This window comes from Paenibacillus sp. FSL R5-0713, from assembly GCF_037973325.1.
GTDB lineage: Bacteria > Bacillota > Bacilli > Paenibacillales > Paenibacillaceae > Paenibacillus.
In genome coordinates, this window is record NZ_CP150229.1 from 4,265,303 (window position 1) to 4,288,206 (window position 22,904).

The 22,904-nt window shown below is 47.3% G+C and carries 24 protein-coding genes; 1 reads left to right on the forward strand and 23 read right to left on the reverse strand.

Annotated features, from left to right (window positions below; all coding sequences use genetic code 11):
• Positions 1 to 63: 63 nt before the first annotated feature.
• From trpA to mtrB, 18 genes are all read right to left on the reverse strand, one after another.
• Positions 64 to 870 carry a tryptophan synthase subunit alpha gene (gene trpA, locus MKZ12_RS18920; RefSeq protein WP_339235196.1) on the reverse strand — a complete coding sequence of 269 codons (807 nt, stop codon included), beginning with the start codon at positions 868 to 870 and terminating at the stop codon, positions 64 to 66.
• Positions 867 to 2,066, reverse strand: coding sequence for a tryptophan synthase subunit beta (gene trpB / locus MKZ12_RS18925; RefSeq protein ID WP_215076005.1), 1,200 nt, complete (start codon positions 2,064 to 2,066; stop codon positions 867 to 869). The genes trpA and trpB overlap by 4 nt, the downstream gene beginning before the upstream one ends.
• A complete protein-coding gene (locus MKZ12_RS18930; protein ID WP_339235200.1) occupies positions 2,063 to 2,764 on the reverse strand; it encodes a phosphoribosylanthranilate isomerase in 702 nt (233 codons plus the stop codon). Before MKZ12_RS18930 ends, trpB begins: the two co-directional genes overlap by 4 nt.
• A gap of 35 nt (positions 2,765 to 2,799) precedes the next feature.
• On the reverse strand, positions 2,800 to 3,588 hold the full coding sequence (trpC, locus tag MKZ12_RS18935; RefSeq protein WP_339256130.1) for an indole-3-glycerol phosphate synthase TrpC: 789 nt from the start codon (positions 3,586 to 3,588) through the stop codon (positions 2,800 to 2,802).
• Positions 3,578 to 4,618, reverse strand: coding sequence for an anthranilate phosphoribosyltransferase (gene trpD, locus MKZ12_RS18940; RefSeq protein ID WP_339261467.1), 1,041 nt, complete (start codon positions 4,616 to 4,618; stop codon positions 3,578 to 3,580). Before trpD ends, trpC begins: the two co-directional genes overlap by 11 nt.
• A gap of 68 nt (positions 4,619 to 4,686) precedes the next feature.
• Positions 4,687 to 6,255 carry an anthranilate synthase component I gene (gene trpE, locus MKZ12_RS18945; RefSeq protein ID WP_253438597.1) on the reverse strand — a complete coding sequence of 523 codons (1,569 nt, stop codon included), beginning with the start codon at positions 6,253 to 6,255 and terminating at the stop codon, positions 4,687 to 4,689.
• Between the two features lie 690 nt (positions 6,256 to 6,945).
• Positions 6,946 to 7,323, reverse strand: coding sequence for a chorismate mutase (gene aroH, locus MKZ12_RS18950; protein WP_253438600.1), 378 nt, complete (start codon positions 7,321 to 7,323; stop codon positions 6,946 to 6,948).
• Positions 7,324 to 7,328: 5 nt separating this feature from the next.
• A complete protein-coding gene (gene aroB, locus MKZ12_RS18955) occupies positions 7,329 to 8,423 on the reverse strand; it encodes a 3-dehydroquinate synthase (protein WP_339256132.1) in 1,095 nt (364 codons plus the stop codon).
• A 1-nt stretch (position 8,424) separates the two neighbouring features.
• Entirely contained in the window at positions 8,425 to 9,594 is a 1,170-nt protein-coding gene (aroC, locus tag MKZ12_RS18960) for a chorismate synthase (protein ID WP_105599406.1), read from the reverse strand.
• A gap of 178 nt (positions 9,595 to 9,772) precedes the next feature.
• Positions 9,773 to 10,567, reverse strand: coding sequence for a protein-glutamate O-methyltransferase CheR (locus MKZ12_RS18965; RefSeq protein ID WP_062835189.1), 795 nt, complete (start codon positions 10,565 to 10,567; stop codon positions 9,773 to 9,775).
• Positions 10,568 to 10,592: 25 nt separating this feature from the next.
• Positions 10,593 to 11,036: a nucleoside-diphosphate kinase gene (ndk, locus tag MKZ12_RS18970; protein ID WP_339256134.1), complete on the reverse strand. Its 444-nt coding sequence runs from the start codon at positions 11,034 to 11,036 to the stop codon at positions 10,593 to 10,595.
• Positions 11,037 to 11,190: 154 nt separating this feature from the next.
• Positions 11,191 to 12,165: a polyprenyl synthetase family protein gene (locus MKZ12_RS18975; protein ID WP_017687703.1), complete on the reverse strand. Its 975-nt coding sequence runs from the start codon at positions 12,163 to 12,165 to the stop codon at positions 11,191 to 11,193.
• Positions 12,166 to 12,505: 340 nt separating this feature from the next.
• Positions 12,506 to 13,126 carry a flavin prenyltransferase UbiX gene (locus tag MKZ12_RS18980; protein ID WP_339256136.1) on the reverse strand — a complete coding sequence of 207 codons (621 nt, stop codon included), beginning with the start codon at positions 13,124 to 13,126 and terminating at the stop codon, positions 12,506 to 12,508.
• Positions 13,127 to 13,993: a UbiA-like polyprenyltransferase gene (locus tag MKZ12_RS18985; protein ID WP_339235216.1), complete on the reverse strand. Its 867-nt coding sequence runs from the start codon at positions 13,991 to 13,993 to the stop codon at positions 13,127 to 13,129.
• The gene (locus tag MKZ12_RS18990) at positions 13,986 to 14,714 is read right to left on the reverse strand and encodes a demethylmenaquinone methyltransferase (RefSeq protein ID WP_339256138.1); all 729 of its coding nucleotides are present in this window, start codon (positions 14,712 to 14,714) and stop codon (positions 13,986 to 13,988) included. The genes MKZ12_RS18985 and MKZ12_RS18990 overlap by 8 nt, the downstream gene beginning before the upstream one ends.
• 15 nt (positions 14,715 to 14,729) lie before the next feature.
• Positions 14,730 to 15,593 carry a heptaprenyl diphosphate synthase component 1 gene (locus MKZ12_RS18995; protein ID WP_339256140.1) on the reverse strand — a complete coding sequence of 288 codons (864 nt, stop codon included), beginning with the start codon at positions 15,591 to 15,593 and terminating at the stop codon, positions 14,730 to 14,732.
• A 101-nt stretch (positions 15,594 to 15,694) separates the two neighbouring features.
• The gene (locus MKZ12_RS19000) at positions 15,695 to 16,246 is read right to left on the reverse strand and encodes a hypothetical protein (RefSeq protein WP_339256142.1); all 552 of its coding nucleotides are present in this window, start codon (positions 16,244 to 16,246) and stop codon (positions 15,695 to 15,697) included.
• Between the two features lie 121 nt (positions 16,247 to 16,367).
• Positions 16,368 to 16,589 carry a trp RNA-binding attenuation protein MtrB gene (mtrB, locus tag MKZ12_RS19005; RefSeq protein ID WP_017687697.1) on the reverse strand — a complete coding sequence of 74 codons (222 nt, stop codon included), beginning with the start codon at positions 16,587 to 16,589 and terminating at the stop codon, positions 16,368 to 16,370.
• 147 nt (positions 16,590 to 16,736) lie between these two features.
• Here mtrB and MKZ12_RS19010 point away from each other — a divergent pair, with 147 nt between their 5' ends.
• Positions 16,737 to 16,898, forward strand: a complete 162-nt coding sequence (locus tag MKZ12_RS19010; RefSeq protein WP_339235225.1) for a hypothetical protein — start codon at positions 16,737 to 16,739, stop codon at positions 16,896 to 16,898.
• A gap of 66 nt (positions 16,899 to 16,964) precedes the next feature.
• On the opposite strand, the gene MKZ12_RS19015 is transcribed toward MKZ12_RS19010, so the two are convergent.
• The 5 genes from MKZ12_RS19015 to spoIVA all read right to left on the reverse strand — a co-directional run bounded on the left by MKZ12_RS19015 (position 16,965) and on the right by spoIVA (position 22,864).
• On the reverse strand, positions 16,965 to 17,237 hold the full coding sequence (locus MKZ12_RS19015) for an HU family DNA-binding protein (protein WP_024630670.1): 273 nt from the start codon (positions 17,235 to 17,237) through the stop codon (positions 16,965 to 16,967).
• Between the two features lie 217 nt (positions 17,238 to 17,454).
• Positions 17,455 to 18,441 carry an ABC transporter permease gene (locus tag MKZ12_RS19020; RefSeq protein WP_062835197.1) on the reverse strand — a complete coding sequence of 329 codons (987 nt, stop codon included), beginning with the start codon at positions 18,439 to 18,441 and terminating at the stop codon, positions 17,455 to 17,457.
• On the reverse strand, positions 18,438 to 19,955 hold the full coding sequence (locus MKZ12_RS19025; protein ID WP_339256144.1) for a sugar ABC transporter ATP-binding protein: 1,518 nt from the start codon (positions 19,953 to 19,955) through the stop codon (positions 18,438 to 18,440). The genes MKZ12_RS19020 and MKZ12_RS19025 overlap by 4 nt, the downstream gene beginning before the upstream one ends.
• 114 nt (positions 19,956 to 20,069) lie before the next feature.
• The gene (locus MKZ12_RS19030) at positions 20,070 to 21,167 is read right to left on the reverse strand and encodes a sugar ABC transporter substrate-binding protein (RefSeq protein WP_339256146.1); all 1,098 of its coding nucleotides are present in this window, start codon (positions 21,165 to 21,167) and stop codon (positions 20,070 to 20,072) included.
• Positions 21,168 to 21,385: 218 nt separating this feature from the next.
• Complete coding sequence (gene spoIVA / locus MKZ12_RS19035) at positions 21,386 to 22,864, reverse strand: stage IV sporulation protein A (RefSeq protein WP_017687692.1); 1,479 nt, start codon at positions 22,862 to 22,864, stop codon at positions 21,386 to 21,388.
• Positions 22,865 to 22,904: the final 40 nt, after the last annotated feature.

Sequence of the window (22,904 nt, forward strand, 5' to 3'; positions counted from 1 at the left end):
ATAATGTTAGACACGAATGAGCGTGCACCTCACGTGTCCAAGGGATGTACTTTCAAGACATCTCTATCCCTTCAATTGTGCCACAAAGTTGCGAATTTGCAACAGTCCCTCTGCACGCGTGTCCGGATTTCCAAGCAGAGGGATCGCGTCTTCCACCTGACGAACGATGGCACTACCTACAACAACGCCATCGCAGATGCGGGAGAAATGTTCCACCTGCTCATGACTAGAAATACCGAAACCTACCGCTACAGGGACGTCTGTCAGACTTTTCACCGTCTCAATGAAGCTTTCTACCCCATCAAAGAAAGAAGCTCTCTCTCCGGTTACTCCAAGGGAAGATACACAATAGATAAAGCCACTTGCTCCATTCACAATCCGCTCAATCCGTGCATTAGATGTAGGTGCAACAAGTGGCACCAGATGTACTCCCGCGCGATTAGCACGTTGTCGCATCTCTTCCGCTTCCTCAATTGGCAAGTCCGGAATGATCATGCCACTAATATCGTGTTTGACCAATTCTTCAAAGAATACATCCAACCCGGTCTGCAAGACCGGATTATAATAGGTGAACAGCACAAACGGCAGTTTCACGCCTGCCTTACGAGCTTTTGCTGCGGTTTCCATAACCGTACGAATGGTAATCTGGCTTTTCAGCGCACGTTCGGAAGCACGCTGAATGACGGGACCATCTGCAAGTGGATCGGAATAAGGAACACCCAATTCCAAAATATCCGCTCCGGCCTGCTCAAGCTCCTTGATGATATCGATCGTTGTATCCACATCCGGGTCTCCCACGGTTAAGAATGGAATAAGTGCCGTTCGGTTCTGTTGCTTCAATTGCTGGAAGGTCTGGTCCATCAGATTCATCCCAAGTCGCCTCCCGTGTATTTCATGATCGATTCAACGTCCTTGTCTCCCCGTCCCGACAGACAAATGACTACAATATCATCTGCTGTGAGTTCAGGCGCCAGTTTGACAACTTGGGCAACCGCATGTGCAGACTCCAGAGCAGGAATAATTCCTTCCGTCCGACATAGGAGTTGCAGAGCATCAAGTGCTTCCTGATCCGTGATCGGTACATATTTTGCCCGTTCAATATCCTTGAGATAGGAATGCTCCGGACCAACACCCGGATAATCAAGTCCGGCCGAGATGGAATGCGCTGGCTGAACCTGTCCATACTCATCCTGCAACAGGTAACTCATAGATCCCTGGAACACACCATGCGTACCTTTGGTCATCGTCGCAGCGTGATACTCGGTATCGACCCCTTTGCCTGCGGCTTCAACGCCAACAAGCTTCACATCCTGGTCACCGATAAATGGATAGAACATGCCGATTGCATTACTTCCTCCTCCGACAGCTGCTACAATTACATCCGGCAAACGTCCTTCGATCTCCTGAATCTGACGACGAGTCTCATCACCAATCACTCGTTGGAAATTCCGTACCATCATCGGATATGGATGAGGTCCAACCACTGATCCAAGCACATAGAACGTATCCTCCACATTGCTGACCCAGTAGCGAAGCGCTTCATTACCAGCATCCTTCAGTGTCCGTGTTCCGGACGTAACCGGAATTACTTCTGCTCCGAGCAGCTTCATCCGAAATACGTTTAACTGCTGGCGCTCTGTATCTTCTTCGCCCATAAATACTTTGCATTCCAGTCCAAGCAATGCGGCTACAGTTGCCGTTGCAACGCCGTGTTGACCTGCACCCGTTTCGGCAATAACTTTCTTTTTGCCCATCCGTTTGGCAAGCAGACCTTGTCCAATGGCGTTATTAATTTTGTGCGCGCCTGTATGATTGAGATCTTCACGTTTCAGATAAATTTTCGGTCCGCCCAATCGGCGTGACAATTGCTCTGCATGATACAATGGGGTTTCACGTCCAGAATACTCGCTCAGCAGATAATTCAGTTCCTTGTTGAATTCCTCATCTTCAGAGAAGTGGCTGTATGCCTCCTCCAACTCAATAAGTGCGTTCATTAGTGTCTCAGGTACAAAGCGGCCTCCGAAGTGACCGAAACGCCCGTGTTGATCCGGCAATTGATGTGTCATGCCTGCTTCACCCTTTCTACGAATGCTGTAATTTTGGCAATATCCTTCACACCTTCAGTCTCAACGCCACTGGATACATCGACGCCGAAAGGTGCATATGTCTGTATTAATTGCTGTACATTGTCCGGCTGCAAACCTCCTGCAACGAACAGAGAGATTTCGCGACTTTTCGCCCATTCCGCATAGGCAGGAATTCGCTCCCAGGCAAACGTTTTCCCGGAGCCCCCTCCATATAGAGGATCATGGGTATCAAGCAATATCGCATCAACGAATTTATCGTAAGCATCAAGAGCCCTTACGGCTACATCATCAGCTTCCGGACCCGTTTCATCTTTGGGAAAAGAAAAAACCTTGAATACTTCGGCATTCCACCGCTGCTTGACCTGATGGCAGAATTCCGCAGACTCCTGTCCATGCAGTTGAATAACATCCAGGTGAGCAATCTCCATAATGTGTTCCAACTCTTCGAGCGTAGGATTCACAAATACACCTGCAAGCTTCGGGCGATCATAGATAGACCATTCGAACAACACGGTTCTTAATGCAGCAGCCTGCTCGGGTTCGATTCGGCGGCGTGATTTGGCAAAAACAACACCAATGTAATCCACAGGCAAGTTTATCATCGATTTTAGCACTTCAACGTCCTGAAGTCCACATATTTTTACGGCCGCTGGCAGCGGGTTTCTCCGTTCAGACATACTGTCACCTGTGCCATCGTGTATGGAAGTATTCATCATTTGGATCCCATCAGATCATATACAGCCGCCTCGACATCATCCTTACGCATGAGATGCTCACCTACTAGAATACCATGAACACCGGCTTGGATCAGAGGCACTGTTGATTCTGGTCCGTCAATACCACTTTCGCTAATCAAAGTGACCCCACTTGGAATCAATTCCATCAAATCCAGTGTCGTGCTCAGACTGGTTTCGAATGTTTTCAAATTACGGTTATTAATGCCTACAAGTGTGGCCTGCGGAATCTCCAATACCTGCTCCAGTTCTGTTCGATCGTGAACTTCAATCAAGGCATCCAGTCCCAAACTTTTGGCAAATTCCAGATATTGACGAATCTGTTCAGGTGTCAGAATACTGGCAATCAGCAGGATCGCATCCGCACCCAGCAATCTTGCCTCGGCAATCTGTCGCTCATCTATAATAAAATCCTTGCGTAATAACGGAATATTCACCGCTTGATGGATCGCCTGCAAGTACTCGTTGCTCCCTTGAAAATACGACACATCCGTTAATACGGAGATGCAGTCTGCACCTGCTCGCTCATAAGCAGCAGCAATCTCTACCGGATGAAAATCCGGGCGAATTAACCCTTTGGATGGTGAAGCCTTCTTCACTTCAGCAATAAGGCCGAGTTTGCGGTTACGTCTGCTTGATAATGCTTGTTCAAATCCCCGGGTTGCGGGTAGTTGTTCGATTTTTTGGATAGCCTCATCCATGCGAAATGTCTGTGCCAATACTTCTACTTCTTTATGTTTGGTTGCAACGATTCGATCAAGATACATGACTGTACGCCTCCGTTGTATGAATTAACTGTTCAAGCTTCCCGGCAGCTTTGCCTGAATCTACCGCTTCAGCGGCAAGTGTGACCCCTTCAGCAATGCTATCTGCAAGACCGGATACGTAGATGCATGCTCCAGCGTTCAACAGTACGACATCACGGTAGGCACTCTGCTCACCCTGGAAGATCCTCTTAATAATTTCGGCATTCTGTGCCGCATCTCCTCCAAGCACCGCTTCGAGCGGATGCAGAGACAAGCCCATATCACGTGGATCAATATCGTAGGTGTGCACTTCACCATTGCGAAGTTCAGATACCTGAGTTGGCGCCGAGATACTGATTTCATCCAAACCATCATGACTGGCTACGACCAACGCTCTTCTGAGACCAAGACGATTCAGCACTTCAGCGATCATCGGCGTCCGGGAACGATCATACAGGCCAAGCAATTGGCGATCTGCTCCCGCAGGATTGGTTAAGGGTCCGAGCATATTGAAAATGGTACGCACACCCAGCTCTTTTCTCGGTCCTGCCGCATGTCGCATGGAAGGGTGATATACTTGGGCAAAACAGAAGCAAATTCCGATATCATCCAGACATTGTCTGGCCTGTTCCCCGTTCAGATGGATATTTACACCGAGTGCCTCTAATACATCTGCACTACCTGCTTTGCCTGAAGCTGAACGGTTGCCATGTTTGGCGACCCGAACCGAGACGGCGGAAGCAATAATGGCAGATGCCGTGGAAATATTGAATTTATGAATTCCCGATCCGCCTGTTCCACAAGTGTCCAACAAGCCGCTGCCATCCGTGAGAATCCGTCCGCCTTGACCACGCATCGCTTCAGCAAAACCGGTGATCTCATCCACCGTTTCGCCCTTCATACGCAGCGCCATTAACAAACCTCCGATTTGAGCCGGCGTTGCCTCACCTCTCATAATCGAATACATCAAATCTCGCGCTTCGGCTTGCTCCAGATGGCTGCCCTCCAAAATCTTCGCTAATCCATTCTTCATGCCATCCTCGCGAGTCATCTCAGTAATTGGGGTTACAGGGTTTTCATTCATAATCGGGTTTATGTTCATCTCCGGTCTCTCCTCTCTTAGTTTTTAGCGGCCGCTGGTGTGACAAAATAATCTGCATTTGCTAGTCTCAACGTGCTGTCCTTTTCTTTGGCAGGAAACATGGCTTCTGCTGTTCGAATCGCCTTAAGCAATGCTTTGGCTTTGTTAACCGTTTCTACATATTCATTCTCAGGCACTGAATCCCACACGATGCCTGCTCCGGCCTGCACATATGCTTTTCCTTTTTTGAAAATAATCGTACGAATCGTAATACAGGAGTCCATGTTACCCGAGAAACCGAGGTATCCAATCGCTCCGGCGTATGCACCGCGTGCCTCTTTCTCCAGTTCCGCTATGATCTCCATTGCACGCAGTTTCGGTGCACCCGATACGGTACCCGCTGGCAAGCATGAGAGGAACGCATCGAAGAAATCCTTGTCTTCTCTTAGCTCGCCCGTAACGTTGGATACCATGTGCATTACGTGAGAATACCGTTCAATCTCCATGAACATGTCACACTTCACACTGCCGAAGCTGGATACCCGACCCAGATCGTTACGGCCCAAATCAACCAGCATGAGATGCTCCGCACGTTCCTTCTCATCCTGGAGCAGATCAGCAGCGAGTGCACGATCTTCCGCTTCGGTTGCCCCCCGTGGACGTGTTCCCGCAATCGGACGTGTCTCCACACGATTTCCGTCCACCTTGACCAGTGCTTCAGGCGAAGTGCCGACGATAATTTCATCATCCATTTTGAGGTAGTACATATAAGGTGATGGATTAAGAGTCCGAAGCACGCGATACACGTGAAGCGGAGAAACCTCTGTATCAATGTGAAAACGTTGGGATAATACCACTTGAAAAATGTCACCTGCGCGAATGTACTCTTTGGCTTGCTCTACATTACCTATGAATTGTTCCTTCGTAAGGTTGGAGCGAATATCTCCCAGCTCCACGTCTCCCGGAATGGAACGCGGATTCAGATTTTCCCCTGGTCCTTGCTGCTGCAACCGTTCAGCGGCCTGCTCCAGCTTCTCCGAAGTCACCGCATATGCTTGCCGTATCTCATCATCCGTTGCACCATCCTTGACGTGTACATTACCGACAAGCAGCATCTGCTGCTTCACATGGTCGAACACGATAATCTGGTCACAGAACATAAAACGGATGTCATCCATATTCAGATCATCCAGCGCGTGGGCTGGAAGCTTCTCATAATAGGACAGCAGATCATATCCGAAGAAACCAATTGCCCCGCCTGTGAATGGTGGCAGTTCATCATCTTTTGGGCTGCGGTACTTACGCAACAGTGCTTTCAGTTCTTCAATCGGTTTGCCTGGCAATTCACGAGTCTGTCCCGCTTCTTCCACTACAATCCGGCCCTTCTTGGCCGAAATCATTAGGAACGGATCTGTACCGATGAACGAGTATCTCGCCCATTGGATTCCCCCCTCTACACTTTCCAACAGGAATGCCCGGTCGTTGTCAGCAAAACGGCGGAATATTCGAATCGGAGTCTCCATATCTGCCAAAATCCGTTTGACTACCGGAATCAGATTATACTCATTTGACATTTTCAGTACTTGATTAACGTTTGGCGTTATCATCAAATCACGTCCTTTCAGATTTAGGTAAGTTCAACTAAAGAGGTTACACTGAGCACTCCGATGACAGAACAACCTTCCGATCGCTGTTATCCCCAGAATTTTTTGACTCCCTTTCTAAAGGGAAAATCCGGTGATAAAGGCGAACGCTCCGCTTCATCAGGTTATTTCTGTCCTCTCCGTTTGTGTAAAAAGCTTAGTTGAACCTATAAGGGTAGAAGAAAAATAATATGTACAAAAAAACCTCTACCATCAGGTAGAGGTTTGGTTATAAGCTGTATTCAACAGGGTGATGCTTCATAAATAACAAGTCCCTATACTTCGCTCTCGGATTATTACAGGTCTCTGGATTGATGCATGGTTACATCATCCAATGCGGGAAAATAAATCAGTTATAACACATCAACTACTCATTCCAATATTTCGTAAAATATGGGAGAGTACATGTTTGTGTTGTACCGATATATATCTACACAAAAGGTGTCCTACGACACATTTGCTGCTTCCCTGTTCCTGTTACAACTTCCGTAGCACGACGTACCGTGAATCAGTTGACCGGTTTCTGTTGCCCCGGTTACCACCCACTGGACTCTGCTATATACTCCACTAGCTCAGCTGCTCTCAGCTCAATCTCTACTCTACTCAACTGGTTCTCACTATACATCATTATGATCGGTTTGACAACCTGCTTCTTTAAGATCCAGAAGGTGCTGCCAGATCCGGACGCAATGCCTGTGCACCGTTCAGATACACATGATGGATTTCGTTCTGAGCTTTGTTTGTATTGACATGTACCATGAATCGAATGCATTGTGCCAAGGCACCTTTAACCGGAACTTCCAGTGCACACATCAGTGGTACGAGTTCCCAACCATCCAGTTGGCGGATAGCTTTTGCCGGGAAAGCAGCATCCAGATCCCCAGTTAACGTAATCCACACACTACAGATATCTTCCGGTTGGATCTCATTACGATCCACAATCTCCTGCAGCAATACAGCCGTTTCTTTCAAAATCTGTTCTTCGTTGTTCTGCGTGACTGTTGTAGCCCCGCGAATTCCCCGTGTGACCATTGCTGTTATTCTCCCTTCCTGAGCAATTCAATGACGTCCCTAACTGCCGACACAGGTACGTCCTTCACAATTCTTGCAGCCCCAATCCGATCAGGAATGATGAACACCATATGACCTTCACGGAATTTTTTGTCATGCATCATCGCTTCCATTAATGCATCCGTGTCCAGATGAGCAGGCATCGTTGTTGGAAGGCGAAGTGAACGCAACATGCGGACCGTATCTTCATACAGCCCTGCTGGCGCACCAAGCTTCTCACCAAGCAATGCCGATCCAGCCATACCGATGGAAATTGCTTCTCCGTGCAGGAATTCTCCATAACCGGCAATCGCTTCAATGGCATGACCAATCGTATGTCCAAGGTTCAACAATGCACGTTCTCCATTTTCACGTTCGTCTCTGGATACGATCTCTGCCTTGATACCACACCCGCGCTCCAAGCCGTATCCCAGTGCTTCGGGATTGAGCGCTAGCAACTCCTCTGCATGTTCCTCACACCAGTGTGCAAAAGCCGCATCACGGATCAGCCCGTGCTTCAGCATCTCTGACAAACCTGCCGAAACATCTCGTGGCGGCAAGGATTGAAGTGTGTCCACATCGTAGAGTACCAGCTCGGGCTGGTGGAATGCACCGATCATATTTTTGGCCAGCGGATGATTGACAGCCACCTTGCCACCTACGCTGCTGTCATGCGCCAAAATCGTTGTAGGTACTTGAACAAACTTGATTCCACGCATATATGTAGCAGCAACAAAGCCTGCCAGATCACCTACGACACCACCACCTAGGGCCAGAATCGCAGAACTCCGATCCAGTTTGCCTTCGATCGCGACGGTCATCATATCCTGATACACCGAAAGGGATTTCGATGTTTCACCAGAGGGTACAACCGCCGATACGACTGTATAACCAGCCGTACGCAGCGTTTGCTCCAAACCTGACAAGTATTTGGGAGCCACATTTTCATCTGTAATGATGAGTAAGGGACTTTTTTTGGTTAGGCCATATTGCTCAAAATATTGAGGGGCTTGTGCCAATAGGCCGCTACCAATCAGAATCGGATATGAGCGTTCCTCCAACTGTACCGTCAGCTGACGCATATTAGTAATTCTCCAGTTGAGCGTTATAGTTAGCAACATTAGCACGGATCTCTTCCATGGAATCCCCGCCGAATTTCTCCAGGAATGCCTTGGCAATTTCCCACGCTACAACATGCTCCATCACAACACTTGCTGCTGGTACAGCACAAGCGTCCGAGCGCTCAACCTGAGCCGTAAATGCTTCTTTCGTATCAATGTCCACACTTTGCAGTGGCTTATACAAGGTTGGGATTGGCTTCATCACACCGCGTACAACCACTGGCATACCGTTCGTCATCCCGCCTTCGAATCCGCCCAAACGGTTGGTCGCACGGTGGTAGCCGCGCTCATCCGTATGCATGATTTCATCATGCACCTGTGATCCACGAATGACTCCGGCTTCGAATCCGATACCAATCTCTACACCTTTGAATGCATTAATGGACATTACGCCTTGAGCGATTCGCGCATCCAGCTTGCGATCGTATTGAACATAGCTACCCAGACCAATTGGCACCCCTTCAACGATACATTCCACGATTCCTCCGATGGAATCGCCTTCTTGTTTAATCTGGTCGATGTAGGCTTCCATCTTCTTCTCTGTCTCAGCATCCGTGACACGTACAGAGGAAGCTTCTGTCACTGCGATCAGTTCATCAATCGGAAGGTCCTGATATGGAGCTTCAATCTCTCCAATACGAAGTACACGTCCAGCTACCTTGATTCCAAATTCCGCCAGGAATTGACGTGCAATGGCACCACATGCCACACGTACTGTTGTTTCACGTGCACTGGAGCGCTCCAATACGTTACGCAAGTCTTTGAGATTATACTTGAGTCCACCGTTCAGATCAGCATGTCCGGGACGAGGACGATGAACGCGACGTTTCTCTTCGTCACTGCCTTCGATCGGCTCAATATTCATAATATTCTGCCAATGTTTCCAGTCATTATTTTGAACAACCAGCGCTACCGGAGCACCTGTTGTATATCCGTGACGGATACCACCAACGAAATTCGCCTGATCCTTCTCGATCTGCATCCGGCGCCCACGACCATACCCCTTTTGGCGGCGGTGAAGCTGGAAATTCAGTTCTTCAAAATCAATCGTCAAATTACTTGGCAATCCTTCAATAATAGCGGTCAGTTGGGGTCCGTGCGTCTCCCCTGCGGTTAAATAGCGTAAACTCATAATACGTTCCCCCTTTAAACTGTTAAACTTCACATTGCTAAAATCCCATAATTTCTTTGCTTATTATAGTATAGCTGACCGGCTTTGACAAGAAAGTCGGCTCTTTCTTGTACTTGGTATACAAATAACCGCCTGAACACATGTACATGTGCTTCAGACGGCTGAACAACCATTATCATTATTTTTTCCGATAGAAAAATGTTTCTGCTGTCTCCAGACCATATTGTCCCGGGGAGAAGATCTGCTCCGTACTGCCCACAAATAAGATACCGCCTGGACGTAAACTTGCTGCAAATTTGTGATACAACAGGTTTTTGGCTTCCTCGGTAAAATAGATCATGACATTTCGGCACACAATCAGATCGTACCCATCGTCAAAACGGTCCACCAGCAAATTTTGTTTCATGAACTTGATCGAATTTTTGAGTTGCTCATCAATACGGTACACCAGGCCATCCTGCTTGAAGTAACGGTTCGCCGTTTCCTTTGGCACATCCTTAAGTGAGCGTTCCATATAACGCCCTTCTTTGGCTTTGGCCAATGCACCTTCATCCAGATCACTTGCCGTAATCGAGCTGTCCTTCAAAATGCCCATCGTGTCCAAAATCATGGCAAGTGTGTATGGTTCTTCACCTGTTGAACAGGCTGCACTCCAGACTTTGACACGACGCTTGGACCCTAGCAGTTCAGGCAGGATCTCGTCCCGCAGCACTTCCCAACGATTGGGATTACGCCAGAATTCAGACACGTTAATGGTCATGCGATCAAGGAACTCGTAGAACAATGATTTATCTTTCTGCATAGCATCAAAAAAGTTAGAAAATGTATGAAACCCGTTTTTGTTGCGAAGTGTGGTCAGCCTTCTTTTCATCTGGCCTTCCTTGTATTGAGCAAGATCAATGCCTGTGCTCTCTTTGATTTTACGAATGAATCCGGTGTAATCCGGGTCTAGTAGTTGTTCTTGCTCCAGCATCGTGTATCACCCTTTTGGCTAATAATTACAACCAGGCTGCGATGCTCTTGTCGTATACCACCAATTCATCTGAAGCAAAGAAATTGGCTGTTTCACGGGAAGCACTTTCCGGTGAATCTGCCCCATGAATCAGATTATGTGGTGTGTGGCTGGCGAAGTCTCCGCGAATGGTACCCGGAGCTGCTTCCTTCACATTGGTTTTTCCGATGACGATGCGCGCAAGCGCCACAATATCGTCCCCTTCCCACACCATGGCAAATACAGGCCCAGATGTGATAAAACGAACCAAATCATCGAAAAACGGTTTGCCCTCATGTTCAGCATAATGGCGTTTTGCCTGTTCCTCAGACATCTGCACCAATTTGCCTGCCACCAACTTAAATCCTTTGTCTTCCAGACGGCTAATAATTCGACCGATCAATCCACGCTGCACACCATCCGGCTTCACCATCAAAAATGTACGATCCATCAGCTCACTCCTCACTCACGGTTCAAAGTTAATCACTATGTAAACGCAATCCCTCTGATTGTAACATACATGTCCAAATCCTCCCAATGAGGAATATCACAAGTCTGTTCATCTTTGGGTATGAGCGGTCTGAGAGTTGAAGGTCATACAAAGTTTAATGCGTACGTTTAACCACAAAATGAGCGATGTCACGCAGGTTTTTGGTCGTCTTGATGTTAGGTAGCTGATCGAGAGCATCGAGCGCTTTCTTCATATATCGGTCAGCAAGGGCTTCTGCTTTAGCGATTCCTTGACTTTGGCGAATCATTCCAATTGCATCCGATGCACTTGCCCGTCCTTCTTCATGCTGGACACGGGAAATCTCCTTAAGCAAAGGTTCCCGCAGATCGGATTCTTCTAGGGCATAAAGTACAGGAAGAGTAATATTTCCTTGCTTCATATCACTGCCTGGTGGCTTACCAAGTTGTTTCTCGGTACCTACCAGATCCAGTACATCATCTTGAATCTGGAAAGCCATCCCCACATTGTATCCGTATGTATACAGCAGGGAAGATACATGCTCAGGCGCGCGTGTGGCCAATGCGCCTAACTGACAGCTAACCGCAATCAGAAGTGCTGTTTTACGGCGAATCCGCAGCAGATAGTTACGAACACTTTGTCCCGTATTGAAAAAGTCGCGAATTTGCTCCATTTCACCAATGGACATCTGTACCATGGCTTTGGCAAGAATACGATGAATAGCTGGATCGGATAATCCGGCAGTCATCTCAAGTGCCTTACCGTAGATATAGTCTCCTGTGTACATGGCAATCCGATTATCCCATTTTGACTTCACCGTGGGTTTGCCTCGGCGTGTCTCCGCATTATCAATCACATCATCGTGAACGAGCGATGCGGAATGAATCAGTTCCAATGGAACCGCGACCAGCTTCAGACGTTCAATGTCATATGTACCAAATTTCCCGCCAAGTAATACAAAAACGGGCCGCAACCGTTTTCCTCCTGCTTTGAGCAAATGAAGCGACGTTTCACTCAGCAGCTTCTGTTCTCCTCGAACACTGCGATAGAGCTCTTTCTCAATGTAATCCATGTCCTTTTTTAACAACCCGAAAATATCCAATAGTTTCATTCGTTCACCCGTGTCAGCGTATTGTCAGTCCACAAATCCATGCTTACCTTCCCCTCCAGCAAGTCGGGCCTGCAGGCATTACGATAAACCCGGCTTACCGTTCTTGCTTGTGTTTTTCCATAAAGATCTAACGTATTCTTCTTCACCGAATGTCATGGCCGACACCCGGGAATTAAACTCTGCGACTTGTTCTGAAACAAAATACAGAAGTTGCCGGAGCATGGGTCAAGACTGTGGTTCATGAAGACTTACCATCAGCACTCACCAATACCCCGGGATTCGGGGGACAAATAAACCGAGCAACACCTTGGCAAAAAACGCCTTGTATCGGACTCAGTCATTATCCCCGTTCATCCGGTTCTCCCCATCTTGTAAAAAGTTGATGTGGGATGCGCAAACTATCCAACACTTTTCCCACCAAAAACAGAATCAACTCATCCATAGTCTGAGGTTTGTAATAAAAAGCAGGCATAGCCGGTATCATACGCACACCAAGACGTGAAAGCTTCAGCATGTTCTCCAGATGAATTGCATGAAGAGGCGTCTCACGTGGTACGAGGATCAATGTTCTTCCCTCTTTCAACATCACATCAGCTGCACGGGACATCAGATTATCCGAGGATCCCTGCGCAATGGACGAAAGAGTTCCCATAGAACATGGCATGATAATCATGCCGTCGGCCAGATAAGAACCACTTGCAATGGAGGCCCCTATATCACTCACAGGATGATAGATCAGAGAACCGGCACGGTTGCCGAATTTTTCTTCCAGCACCGCATCCCGATTCGTCACATCCCAGTCCATTTCTTCTTTCAATACACGCCACCCTGCATTGGATATGACCAGATGAACGTTATATTCCAAATCAAGCAGCGTTTCAATTAATCGAATGCCATATATACTGCCACTCGCTCCGGTAATTCCGACAACCAGTCTTTTATTGTCCGGTTGCTGTACCATTTATTTCACCGCCAGATCAATCAGAGTAAACGTAAATACGATTATACTAAGCAAACTGTTCATGGTAAAAAACGCCGTTTGAACACGGCTCATATCATTAGGCGATACAATATAGTGTTGATAGAACAGAATTCCATACGTCACCAACATGCCTGCGCCATACCACCAGCTCAGATCTGTCATCAACAATAATGCAAGAAAACCAATTGCAGTAATCACATGGAAGAACTTAGCGATCTGCAAGGATTTAACCAGGCCAAAACGGGAAGGTATGGAGTGAAGACCCTCTCCCTGATCAAATTCCAGATCCTGACATGCATAGATAATATCAAAGCCCGCTGTCCAGAACACAATCGTAACGTACAGCACAATCGCTGTCCAATCCATCGTGCCTGTTACAGCTACCCAGCCACCAAGTGGTGCCAAACCAATCGTCATTCCGAGAACGACGTGGCATAACCATGTGAATCGTTTGGTGTACGAATACAGTACCAACATAAACACAGCAATAGGCAACAGCTGCATGGACAATACATTAAGATTGGATGAGGCCCAGAATAACAATATAAATGAGATAATGACAAATATAACAACTTCCCCATTTTTCAAAAGCCCTGCCGGGATGGCTCTCATCGCAGTACGGGGGTTTTTACCATCAATCGCTTGGTCAATAATCCGGTTCAAACCGAATGCTGCACTACGTGCACCGACCATCGCAAGCAATACCCACATGATCTGCATCCAGCTTGGGAAGGTATCATCCACTACCATGGAGCCTAGAATGGCCCCCATAAATGCAAAGGGTAAAGCAAAAAGCGTATGTTCAATCTTGATCATTTCTAAAAAGATGCGAATTTTCCTAAACATGCTGATTCTCCTTGGTTCCAATATGCAATGCCGCGATACCTCCGGTTAGAGGGTAGGCCTGCACTTCTTGTAATCCTGTTTCTGAAAAAATGTCCGCCAGTTCCTTCCTTCCGGGAAAAATCGCCAGAGAGTCGGGCAGCCATTTGTACTGCTCAAAACTTTTAGCAAACACTTTGGCAAGATTCGGTAAAACCTTCTCAAAATAAAAATAATAAATGCCTTTGAACGGCTGCCATGTTGGCTTGGACAATTCCAGACACACAACCATACCGCCCGGTTTGACCACACGTTTCATTTCAGATAACACCTGTCTGAGATCCGGTACATTGCGAAGCCCAAACCCGATTGTCACATAATCAAATGAATTGTCTTCAAAAGGAAGTGACATGGCGTTTCCCTGTGTCAGGGTAATCTGATTCTGACGCTGCACCGCATTGATCTTCGTCTGGCCGACCTCCAGCATGTTGCTGCTGAAATCAAGTCCGTGCATGTGCCCTGTTTCACTTGCTTCTGCCATAGCAAGCGTCCAGTCACACGTGCCGCAGCACAAATCAAGACCGGTGTCGCCTTTGGACATATTCATCTTTTTCATGGTGAATTTGCGCCAAGCCTTATGCCTGCGGAAACTTAGAATATCATTCATGACATCATATTTTCCGGCTATGCTCTGAAAAACCGAATGGACATATTCTTCTTTCGGTTTGGTCTCTCCGCTCCCCATTCGTCTGTCTCCCCCTCAATCTTCCCTTACTGCCGCATGTGAAGGCTGCAAATATGCCAAGTAAGGCTCAAGAATCGCATGGATCTCATGCAAGCCCATTCGCCCTTCCTCGTCTTGCAACAACACTTGAATGCGGTGTGTACAATCGCGAAGCTTGTCCAGCAAAACTTCACCAACCCTATGCTTCAGCATCATAGCGTTCCATGCACGTACATCCGGTTCAGATTGACGCAGCACAGTGCGCTCATCGTCATTACCATGCTCGTATATGTGCCAGTATGCATAGCTGTGGAGATATTGTCTTTCGTCATTCATCCGCTTCAGTTCTTCCACGATCGTTTCGCAGGAGCTGAATTCGGTCAACAGGCTGTTCCATAGTGATTCTTCGTTATCTCGAATCATGCCTGTAAATGAAAGAAACAGCTGCATTCTCAGCTGTACCGTTTCACGCAAGTATTCATCAGCCGAAACGAGAAGCTTCTTCATCCGTTCATACAGCGTCATCTTGCGTGCGTTCACTTCGGATACAGCACCACTGAGTTTGCCAATCATTTCAATTCTGCCCGCTTGGGCAAGCAATTGATAAAAACGGCTACTTAAATAATCTCCGGCGAGTACATTCAACTGGCGTGAACGCATCTCCTGCTCTCTCCGCTCACCGGAAATGGTATCGATTCGATCATGCGTATCCATGGCCAACTGAACGAGCGAAGTTGCAAGAGCATATAACTCTTGATGCAGCTTTTCGTCTGTGCGGCCCACAAATACCTGCAGCAGACGTGCTCGGCTATCCGGAAATGATGGGATTTCCGTATGTTGTCGAATCATGTCGTAATCCGTATATTTCTTTGCTAGTTGGGGTACGCGATATGAATTCATTCTCAGCCTCCGAGCCTTAACATTGTTAAACCATTTCTGCACTACAATCTTATATATTATAGCATATGTTGATCGGGCACGCACTGAATCCTGCTATTCTATTACCCCTGACTTGTCATTTCGAATTGCTTCTTCCAGAGTTCGGTTTCCATCAAATGAAACCAGTCCTTCAATTCCTCTGAAAAGGCCGCACTTTTCCAGTTCCGTAATGTGTCAATCGCATACAGGGGCCACTCACCACGCCGAATATCAGCAGCAAGCAACAGATGTCGTTTATGCATCCATTCATCCTCTGCCATCACACGCAGCAGCACCTGATCCACGTTATCCAGAGCACGAAAGCCCAGATCCGCCACAGCTGCCATGTTCTCATAGATTTCAGTGTAACTTGTACCCGTTCCTTTTACTTTGAGGTCCAGTGTCAAAATGGACTGTTTCCATTCCACTCTTGCGATGGGTGTGGATAGTTGCATGGAGCTTAGCACATCAACCAGATTGTCATTCGTTAGCTGAACAGGATGATGTGATGCAGAGGCAGGTTGTACGTTTTCCCCGCCCCAGGTACGCATATGTAAGGTTTGTATCGCAACAAGCAGAAAGACTGCCGCAACCGTTGCCAGCATTGAAGCAGTAACAATCATCCGCGGATTCATATACGCCTCCCTGCCTTTACCTGTTAGTGTAGTCTGTCCGGTAAAGGCTCATACCTCATTGTACAATGAAAAAAAGCAGGCTATGCCTGCAATCTTCATTTGATTGTATTCAATCTGTACATTACTCCGATTCAATCTGTCCATGCTTGGTAATCAGCGTGGCTTTGCCCCGGATTTTAATAGCTGAGGTATGGGTTGTAAATTGGGCAAACATCACTTCACCCTTGTCCAATTTCTCGGTGTGGTGAAAACGTGTATCCTGACCTCGGGTTAATCCGATCACCTGGACACCATTTTCCTCTGCCTTAATTACAATATAATCATTGCCGGTTGGATGATCCATCACGCATGTCCCCTTCTTAAGTTCGATAGCGTTAATGATGATTAAGATTGTTTCATTTGTCAACCTGCCCCTTATACGAATGCACCGCAAGAATCAGCTACCCCCGGGTCATACTACAGTTGTACCCCCACAGAAAGGAGAATCTACATGAAGTACACCCCTGCCGCACTTACAGACGAGCATATTCATCAGTTAAAAGAAATTGAACAGCATCTGTCTGCAGCTGCTGGCGAAGAACTGATTCTCGTTGCTTATACCGGGCAACCGGATGATCCTGAGCACTCGGATAGCCGCAAGAATCATCGTTAAAGGGCAAAAGAAAAGGCCGTGAACAAGTCACGGTCTTTTTGTCGACATATGGAATATGTAGAAATCTTATTTAATTCCGTCTTTGAGCGCTTTACCTGGTTTGAATGCAGGAATTTTGCTCGCAGGAATTTCGATTTCTTCACCTGTTTGCGGGTTGCGTCCTTTACGTGCGGAGCGCTCGCGAACTTCGAAGTTCCCAAAACCAACTAATTGTACTTTATCTCCGCTTTGAAGAGCCTCAGAGATTGCTTCGAATACGGCATCAACCGCTTTCGTTACATCTTTTTTGGACAATTCAGTCGCTTCAGATACGTGTGTAATCAAGTCTGATTTGTTCATTTGTTTTTCACCTCCTGTATCAATGTCCTGAATGTTATACTGTGTTTCCGTTTTATAGCGAAATATACGTTCATACGCAAAAAATCTACGTACATCTTGAGCGATGAACACAAATCTCCGCTTGCGGTCAACAGTCATTTTCGGCAGAATGTCGTCTGAAACCACGGGCATTTCAGACGCCGAACAAATTTCATACTAATACAGACAGCCCACAATTTCAAGTCCGGTTGCGGTTTAAGACGTAAAATGTAACCGCCAGGGCAAGCACGAGAACTCCACCTTTTACAATATCATGCGTGAAATACTGTACGTTCATCATCGTTAACCCGTTCACAAGAACACCAATCAGAACCGAACCGATGAAGGTTCCGATGACATTCGGTTTACCCGCCCCGAACACAGAGAAACCGACAAATACTGCCGCTACGGATTCCATTAACAACGGTGATCCCGCATCTATTTGCCCAGATCCTACTTTGGAAGCATAGATGATACCACCGATTGCTGCAAACACTCCAGCGGCTACATAGGCGAGTGTACGCACCTTTTTCACCTTGATTCCAGACAATCGTGCAGCTTCCTCATTACCGCCTGTAATGTACATCTGGCGCCCATATTTCGTATACGTCAAAAAGATATGCACACCTATTACCGCAATAAGCAGCAGGATAACCGATATTGGCATCCCCAGCCATTTACCCTGCCCTATAAGCAGGAAGGTCGGGTCCATCTCGCCCGCAGCTTTGCTTCCATCAGGGAACTGCATATGATTGTAAATGGTATATCCCTGTGCATACGTTTTGTGAATACCTCCGATGATGTACATCGTGGCGAGAGTTGCCAGCAAATCCGGAATACGCAATTTTACAATGAGCAAAGCGTTCAACAAACCAATAACAGCACCGATAATTAGTGGCACGATAATGACGATTGCTAGCGGTTGTTGATACCATATCATTAACGAAGCCGTCACGACGGTGGTCAATGAAACAGTCGCCCCTACAGAGAGATCAAATCCATCAACAATGAGAGATAACGTAACACCTATCGCTACAAACGTGACGATTGAAATCGAGCCCAAAATATCGGTCAAGTTACTGTACGTAAAGAAATAAGGCAATTTAATGCCGAAAAATGCGATAACTCCTATAATAACTATAATTGCTCCGTAACGGAACGCAAAATCCAGTGATTTATCCTTCATGATTGCACCTCTTGTCCACCGCTTGCATAGTATAGCAGCTGTTCTTGATTAGTCTCGCCTCGATTGAACTCTTTCACGATAACACCCTCGCACATGACAGCGATTCGGTCGCCAATTCCCATGCCTTCATCCAGTTCACAGGTGAAATAGATGACGCCCTTGCCGGCTAAAGCCAGTTCGTTGATAATGCGGAAAATGTCACTTTTTGCCCCGATATCTACGCCTTTGGTTGGCTCATCAAATATAAATACATCTGCATCCGCGTTAAGCCATTTGCCAATGGCTACCTTCTGCTGATTACCACCGCTTAGATATTTCACTTCCTGCTTCACTGACGATGTTTTGATTCCAAGCTGTTTCACCAATGACTCAGCATTCAGACGTTCCCGTTTGCGGCTTACGAAACCTAATGTACTGAGACGGCTAAGCAAAGGCAGACTTAGATTCCGTTCAACGTTCTCCTGAATCAGGATTCCTTGTTTACGTCGCTCCTCCGGTACAGAAACAATCCCCAGAGCCGCCGCATCCGCAGGCTGAGACAGACGAAGATTACGGTTGTTAAGCCGAATCTCTCCTCCCTCTAGCCGATCTGCACCAATCAGCAAACGAGAGCTTTCCGTTTTACCCGCGCCTACCAAGCCAACCACAGCGAGGACTTCACCTCGGCGTACAGAGAGGTCAACACCTTTGACTTTCACTCCACGACGAAGCCCACGAGCTTCCAACAGCATCTCCCCCACGGGGGCTTCCGTCTTCGGAAACTCTTCTTCAAATGGTTTGCCTAACATCTGAGTAACCAAATCGTTGATTGTCAGTCCCTTTGCTTCGCCGGTAAATACATGTTGCCCATCCCTCATAACCGTAACGCGATCACAGTGACCCGTCACTTCAGCAAGACGATGTGTTATGAAAATGCAGGCTACGCCCCGTTCCTTCAACAGATGAACAATCCGGAAAAATGCATCCGTTTCTTCCTGACTCAGCGGTGCAGTAGGTTCGTCAAAAATGATGACCTTGGCATCCTGAATCAAAATCCGCGCCAGCAGTATCATCTGTTTTTCTGCAAGCGTCAGATCAGCCACTTTTTGGTGAACGGATATGTCCGCCCCTAATTGCTTCAATGCCTCAATCGCACGCTGTTGCAGCTTCCGCGGACTTTTCCACCACCCCCCGGCAGGTGAAGCCAACTGATCCAACATAATGTTCTCCGCAGCCGTCAGCTGTGGCACCAGTGCCGCATCCACTTCCTGATAGACACAGTGAATCCCGCTTGCCTTCGCGTCTCCCGGAGAACTTAAATGAAGCGCTTGTCCACTCAGCTGAATCGTCCCCTGATCCAATGGATAAGCACCAGACAAAATTTTCATTAACGTGCTCTTACCGGCACCATTGGCACCCAGCAGCGCATGAATCTCCCCGCCTTTTACAGAGAAATCCACATCCTTCAGTGCAGGTATGCCTGAAAACTGCTTGTGGATGTGTTCCATTTGAAGCAGAATCGGTGCAGTGCTCATGATGTTAACCTCCAATCGTTCCCTTCCGGGAGCATCCCTTTTTTCATCCAGGCCATACATATCTTCATTATGTTTGAAAAAAGCGCGCCTTACGGCGCGCTTCCTATACGCTGCTTATTTAGCAGTAATACCGTATTCGCTCATCCAGTCCTTGATTCCTTGTGTGCTTCCACCCCATCCTTCAACGAACTCTGAGAGCTCCGAAGTGGAGATTTGTTGATCTTGCAGAGCTTCACGTTGAACATAGACCGGGTTAAGCACAACTGAATCTTCTGTCTCGTCCCCGTTCAGTTTCTGATAAGCATAACGGACTTGGACGCGACCAATATCCGTTGGATCAACAGCAGCAGAAGCAACCCAAGGATTTTTCGGGTCCTGAATCATTTGCAGATCCTCGTCACTCATATCGATACCATACACTTTGATCTCGTCACGTCCAGCTTGTTGAATTGCACGCGCTGCACCTTTGGCGAATTCATCCCATGCAGTCCATACAGCTGTAATCTCACCTTTTGGATATTGCTTGAGAATAGCTTCCATTTTGGCTTGAGTATCCAGCGCAGGATTCTGTGCGGAACCAAATGTAGCTATTTCCTTGATGTCCGGATTTGCTTTCATGAATTCACCGTATGCAATCTGACGACGTTCCATCGGTGCGAAACCAGCTACCCATACTTTCACAATATTTCCTTGTCCATTGATATCTTTTTTCATTTGCTCCAGTGTGAGCTCAGCCATCTTCTGGTCATCCTGTGACAGGACTGTAGCTCCCGGTACAGTAATGGCTGCGTCGAATACAACCACGGGAATGTTCTGTTCTACTGCCTTCTTCACGCCTGGCTCTAATAGGGAATCGCCGTGATCCGTAAGAATGGCATCGAATTTCTGGTTAATTGCGCTATCAAGCAAAGATACCATCTTTGCTTTGTCATTATCGGCAACAAACGTCGTCAGTTCGCCACCGAATTTTTCGATTTCTTGTTTGACTCCTTGTACATATTGCTGCGAGAAGGTACCTGTATTAAATTCCATAATAAGTGCAATTCTTTTACCGCTTAGAGGGCCTGTAACTGCTTCCGTTTTCGGCGTATCAGCTGATGCACCTGAAGCTGGAGTTGCTGCCGGTTCTTTTTTAATTCCGCAAGCGGACAGTGCCAATGTAAATACCAATAACACACTCAACCATACCCATTTTGTCTCTTTTCTTTTCATCTCTGTCTCCCCCTGTCCACTCTCTGTGATCTCGATCACAATAGTTGAATATTAATATAACGGCTAATCCCTAGTATGTAAATGGGTTTTAGCAATTTAAAGCTAAAAATCGCTAAGTTTTTTTTGAAAGCACTATTCTTCCCATCCATTTCATCCAAAATAAAGAAATCACATAAAAAAGACCGCGAGGGGATTTCCCCTTACGGTCTTTTGACGTCTTACAAAATGATAGCGATCAAGCCACCTGAACCTTCGTTAATGATTCTTCCCAGCGTCTCTTGCAGTTTGTATCTTGCATTATCCGGCATCATGGCAATCTTGCCCTGAATCCCTTCTCGCACGATAGAGTGTAGCGAACGGCCGAACATATCTGAATCCCATACCTTGATCGGATCGTTCTCGAAGTCCTGCATCAGGTATCTCACCAGTTCCTCACTTTGCTTCTCCGTACCGATAATTGGAGCGAACTCCGATTCCACATCAACCCGGATCATATGAATGGACGGTGCCGTAGCTTTCAGGCGTACGCCAAATTTGGTGCCCTGACGAATGAGCTCAGGTTCATCCAGAGCCATCTCGGCGAGAGATGGAGCAGCAATGCCGTATCCGGTCGTTTTGACCATCTCCAGCGCTTCTGCGAAGCGATCGTATTCTCTCTTCGCATGTGAGAACTCCTGCATCAATTGCAGCAGATGATCCTTGCCGCGAATCTCGATGCCAACCACTTCTACGAGAATCTGATCATACAGCTCATCCGGCGCATACAGGTCAATTTCAGCTACACCCTGCCCCATGTTCATACCACTCAGGCCTGCGCGATCAATGAATTCATATTCCATGAACTGAGCGACAACCCGATCCACATCGCGAAGTCTGCGAATATCCTTCACGGTATCCCGTACAGAATTTTCGTAGTTGCTTCGCAGCCAGTGAGTCTCGTTCAGCACCATAACCCAGCTCGGCAGGTTTACATTCACTTCATGCACAGGGAACTCATAGAGCACTTCACGAAGTACACCCGTCACATCATCTTCAGTCATTGTGGCTGCACTGAGTGTCATCACCGGAATGTCGTATTTGGCAGCAAGTTCACTACGCAATTGCAGGGCTTCTTCACTGCGTGGGCGAGTGGAGTTGATGACCAAGACAAACGGTTTACCGACTTCTTTCAATTCCGCAATAACCCGTTCTTCGGATTCCACATAGGAACTGCGGGCAATTTCGGCAATTGTGCCGTCTGTTGTGACCACAACACCCAGTGTGGAATGCTCCTGAATGACTTTGCGAGTCCCAATCTCGGCGGCTTCCTGGAACGGAATTGGCTCTTCGAACCAAGGCGTGGAGATCATGCGCGGACCATTTTCATCCTCGTACCCCTTGGCTCCTTCCACCGCGTAACCCACACAATCCACAAGGCGTACATTGACATCAAGCCCTTCGGCCACCTTGATCTGGACTGCGTTATTCGGTACAAATTTCGGCTCGGTTGTCATGATGGTTTTGCCTGCTGCACTTTGTGGAAGTTCATCCACTGCACGGGCACGATCGGCCTCGCTTGCGATGTTGGGCAATACGATCGTTTCCATGAATCGTTTAATAAATGTTGATTTTCCCGTCCGGACTGCGCCGACAACCCCGAGATAAATATCCCCTCCGGTCCGCTCAGCTATGTCCTTAAAAATGTCCACTTTCTCCAATGAAATCCCCTCCCTAAATTACTCCGAAGGAAAAATGCTA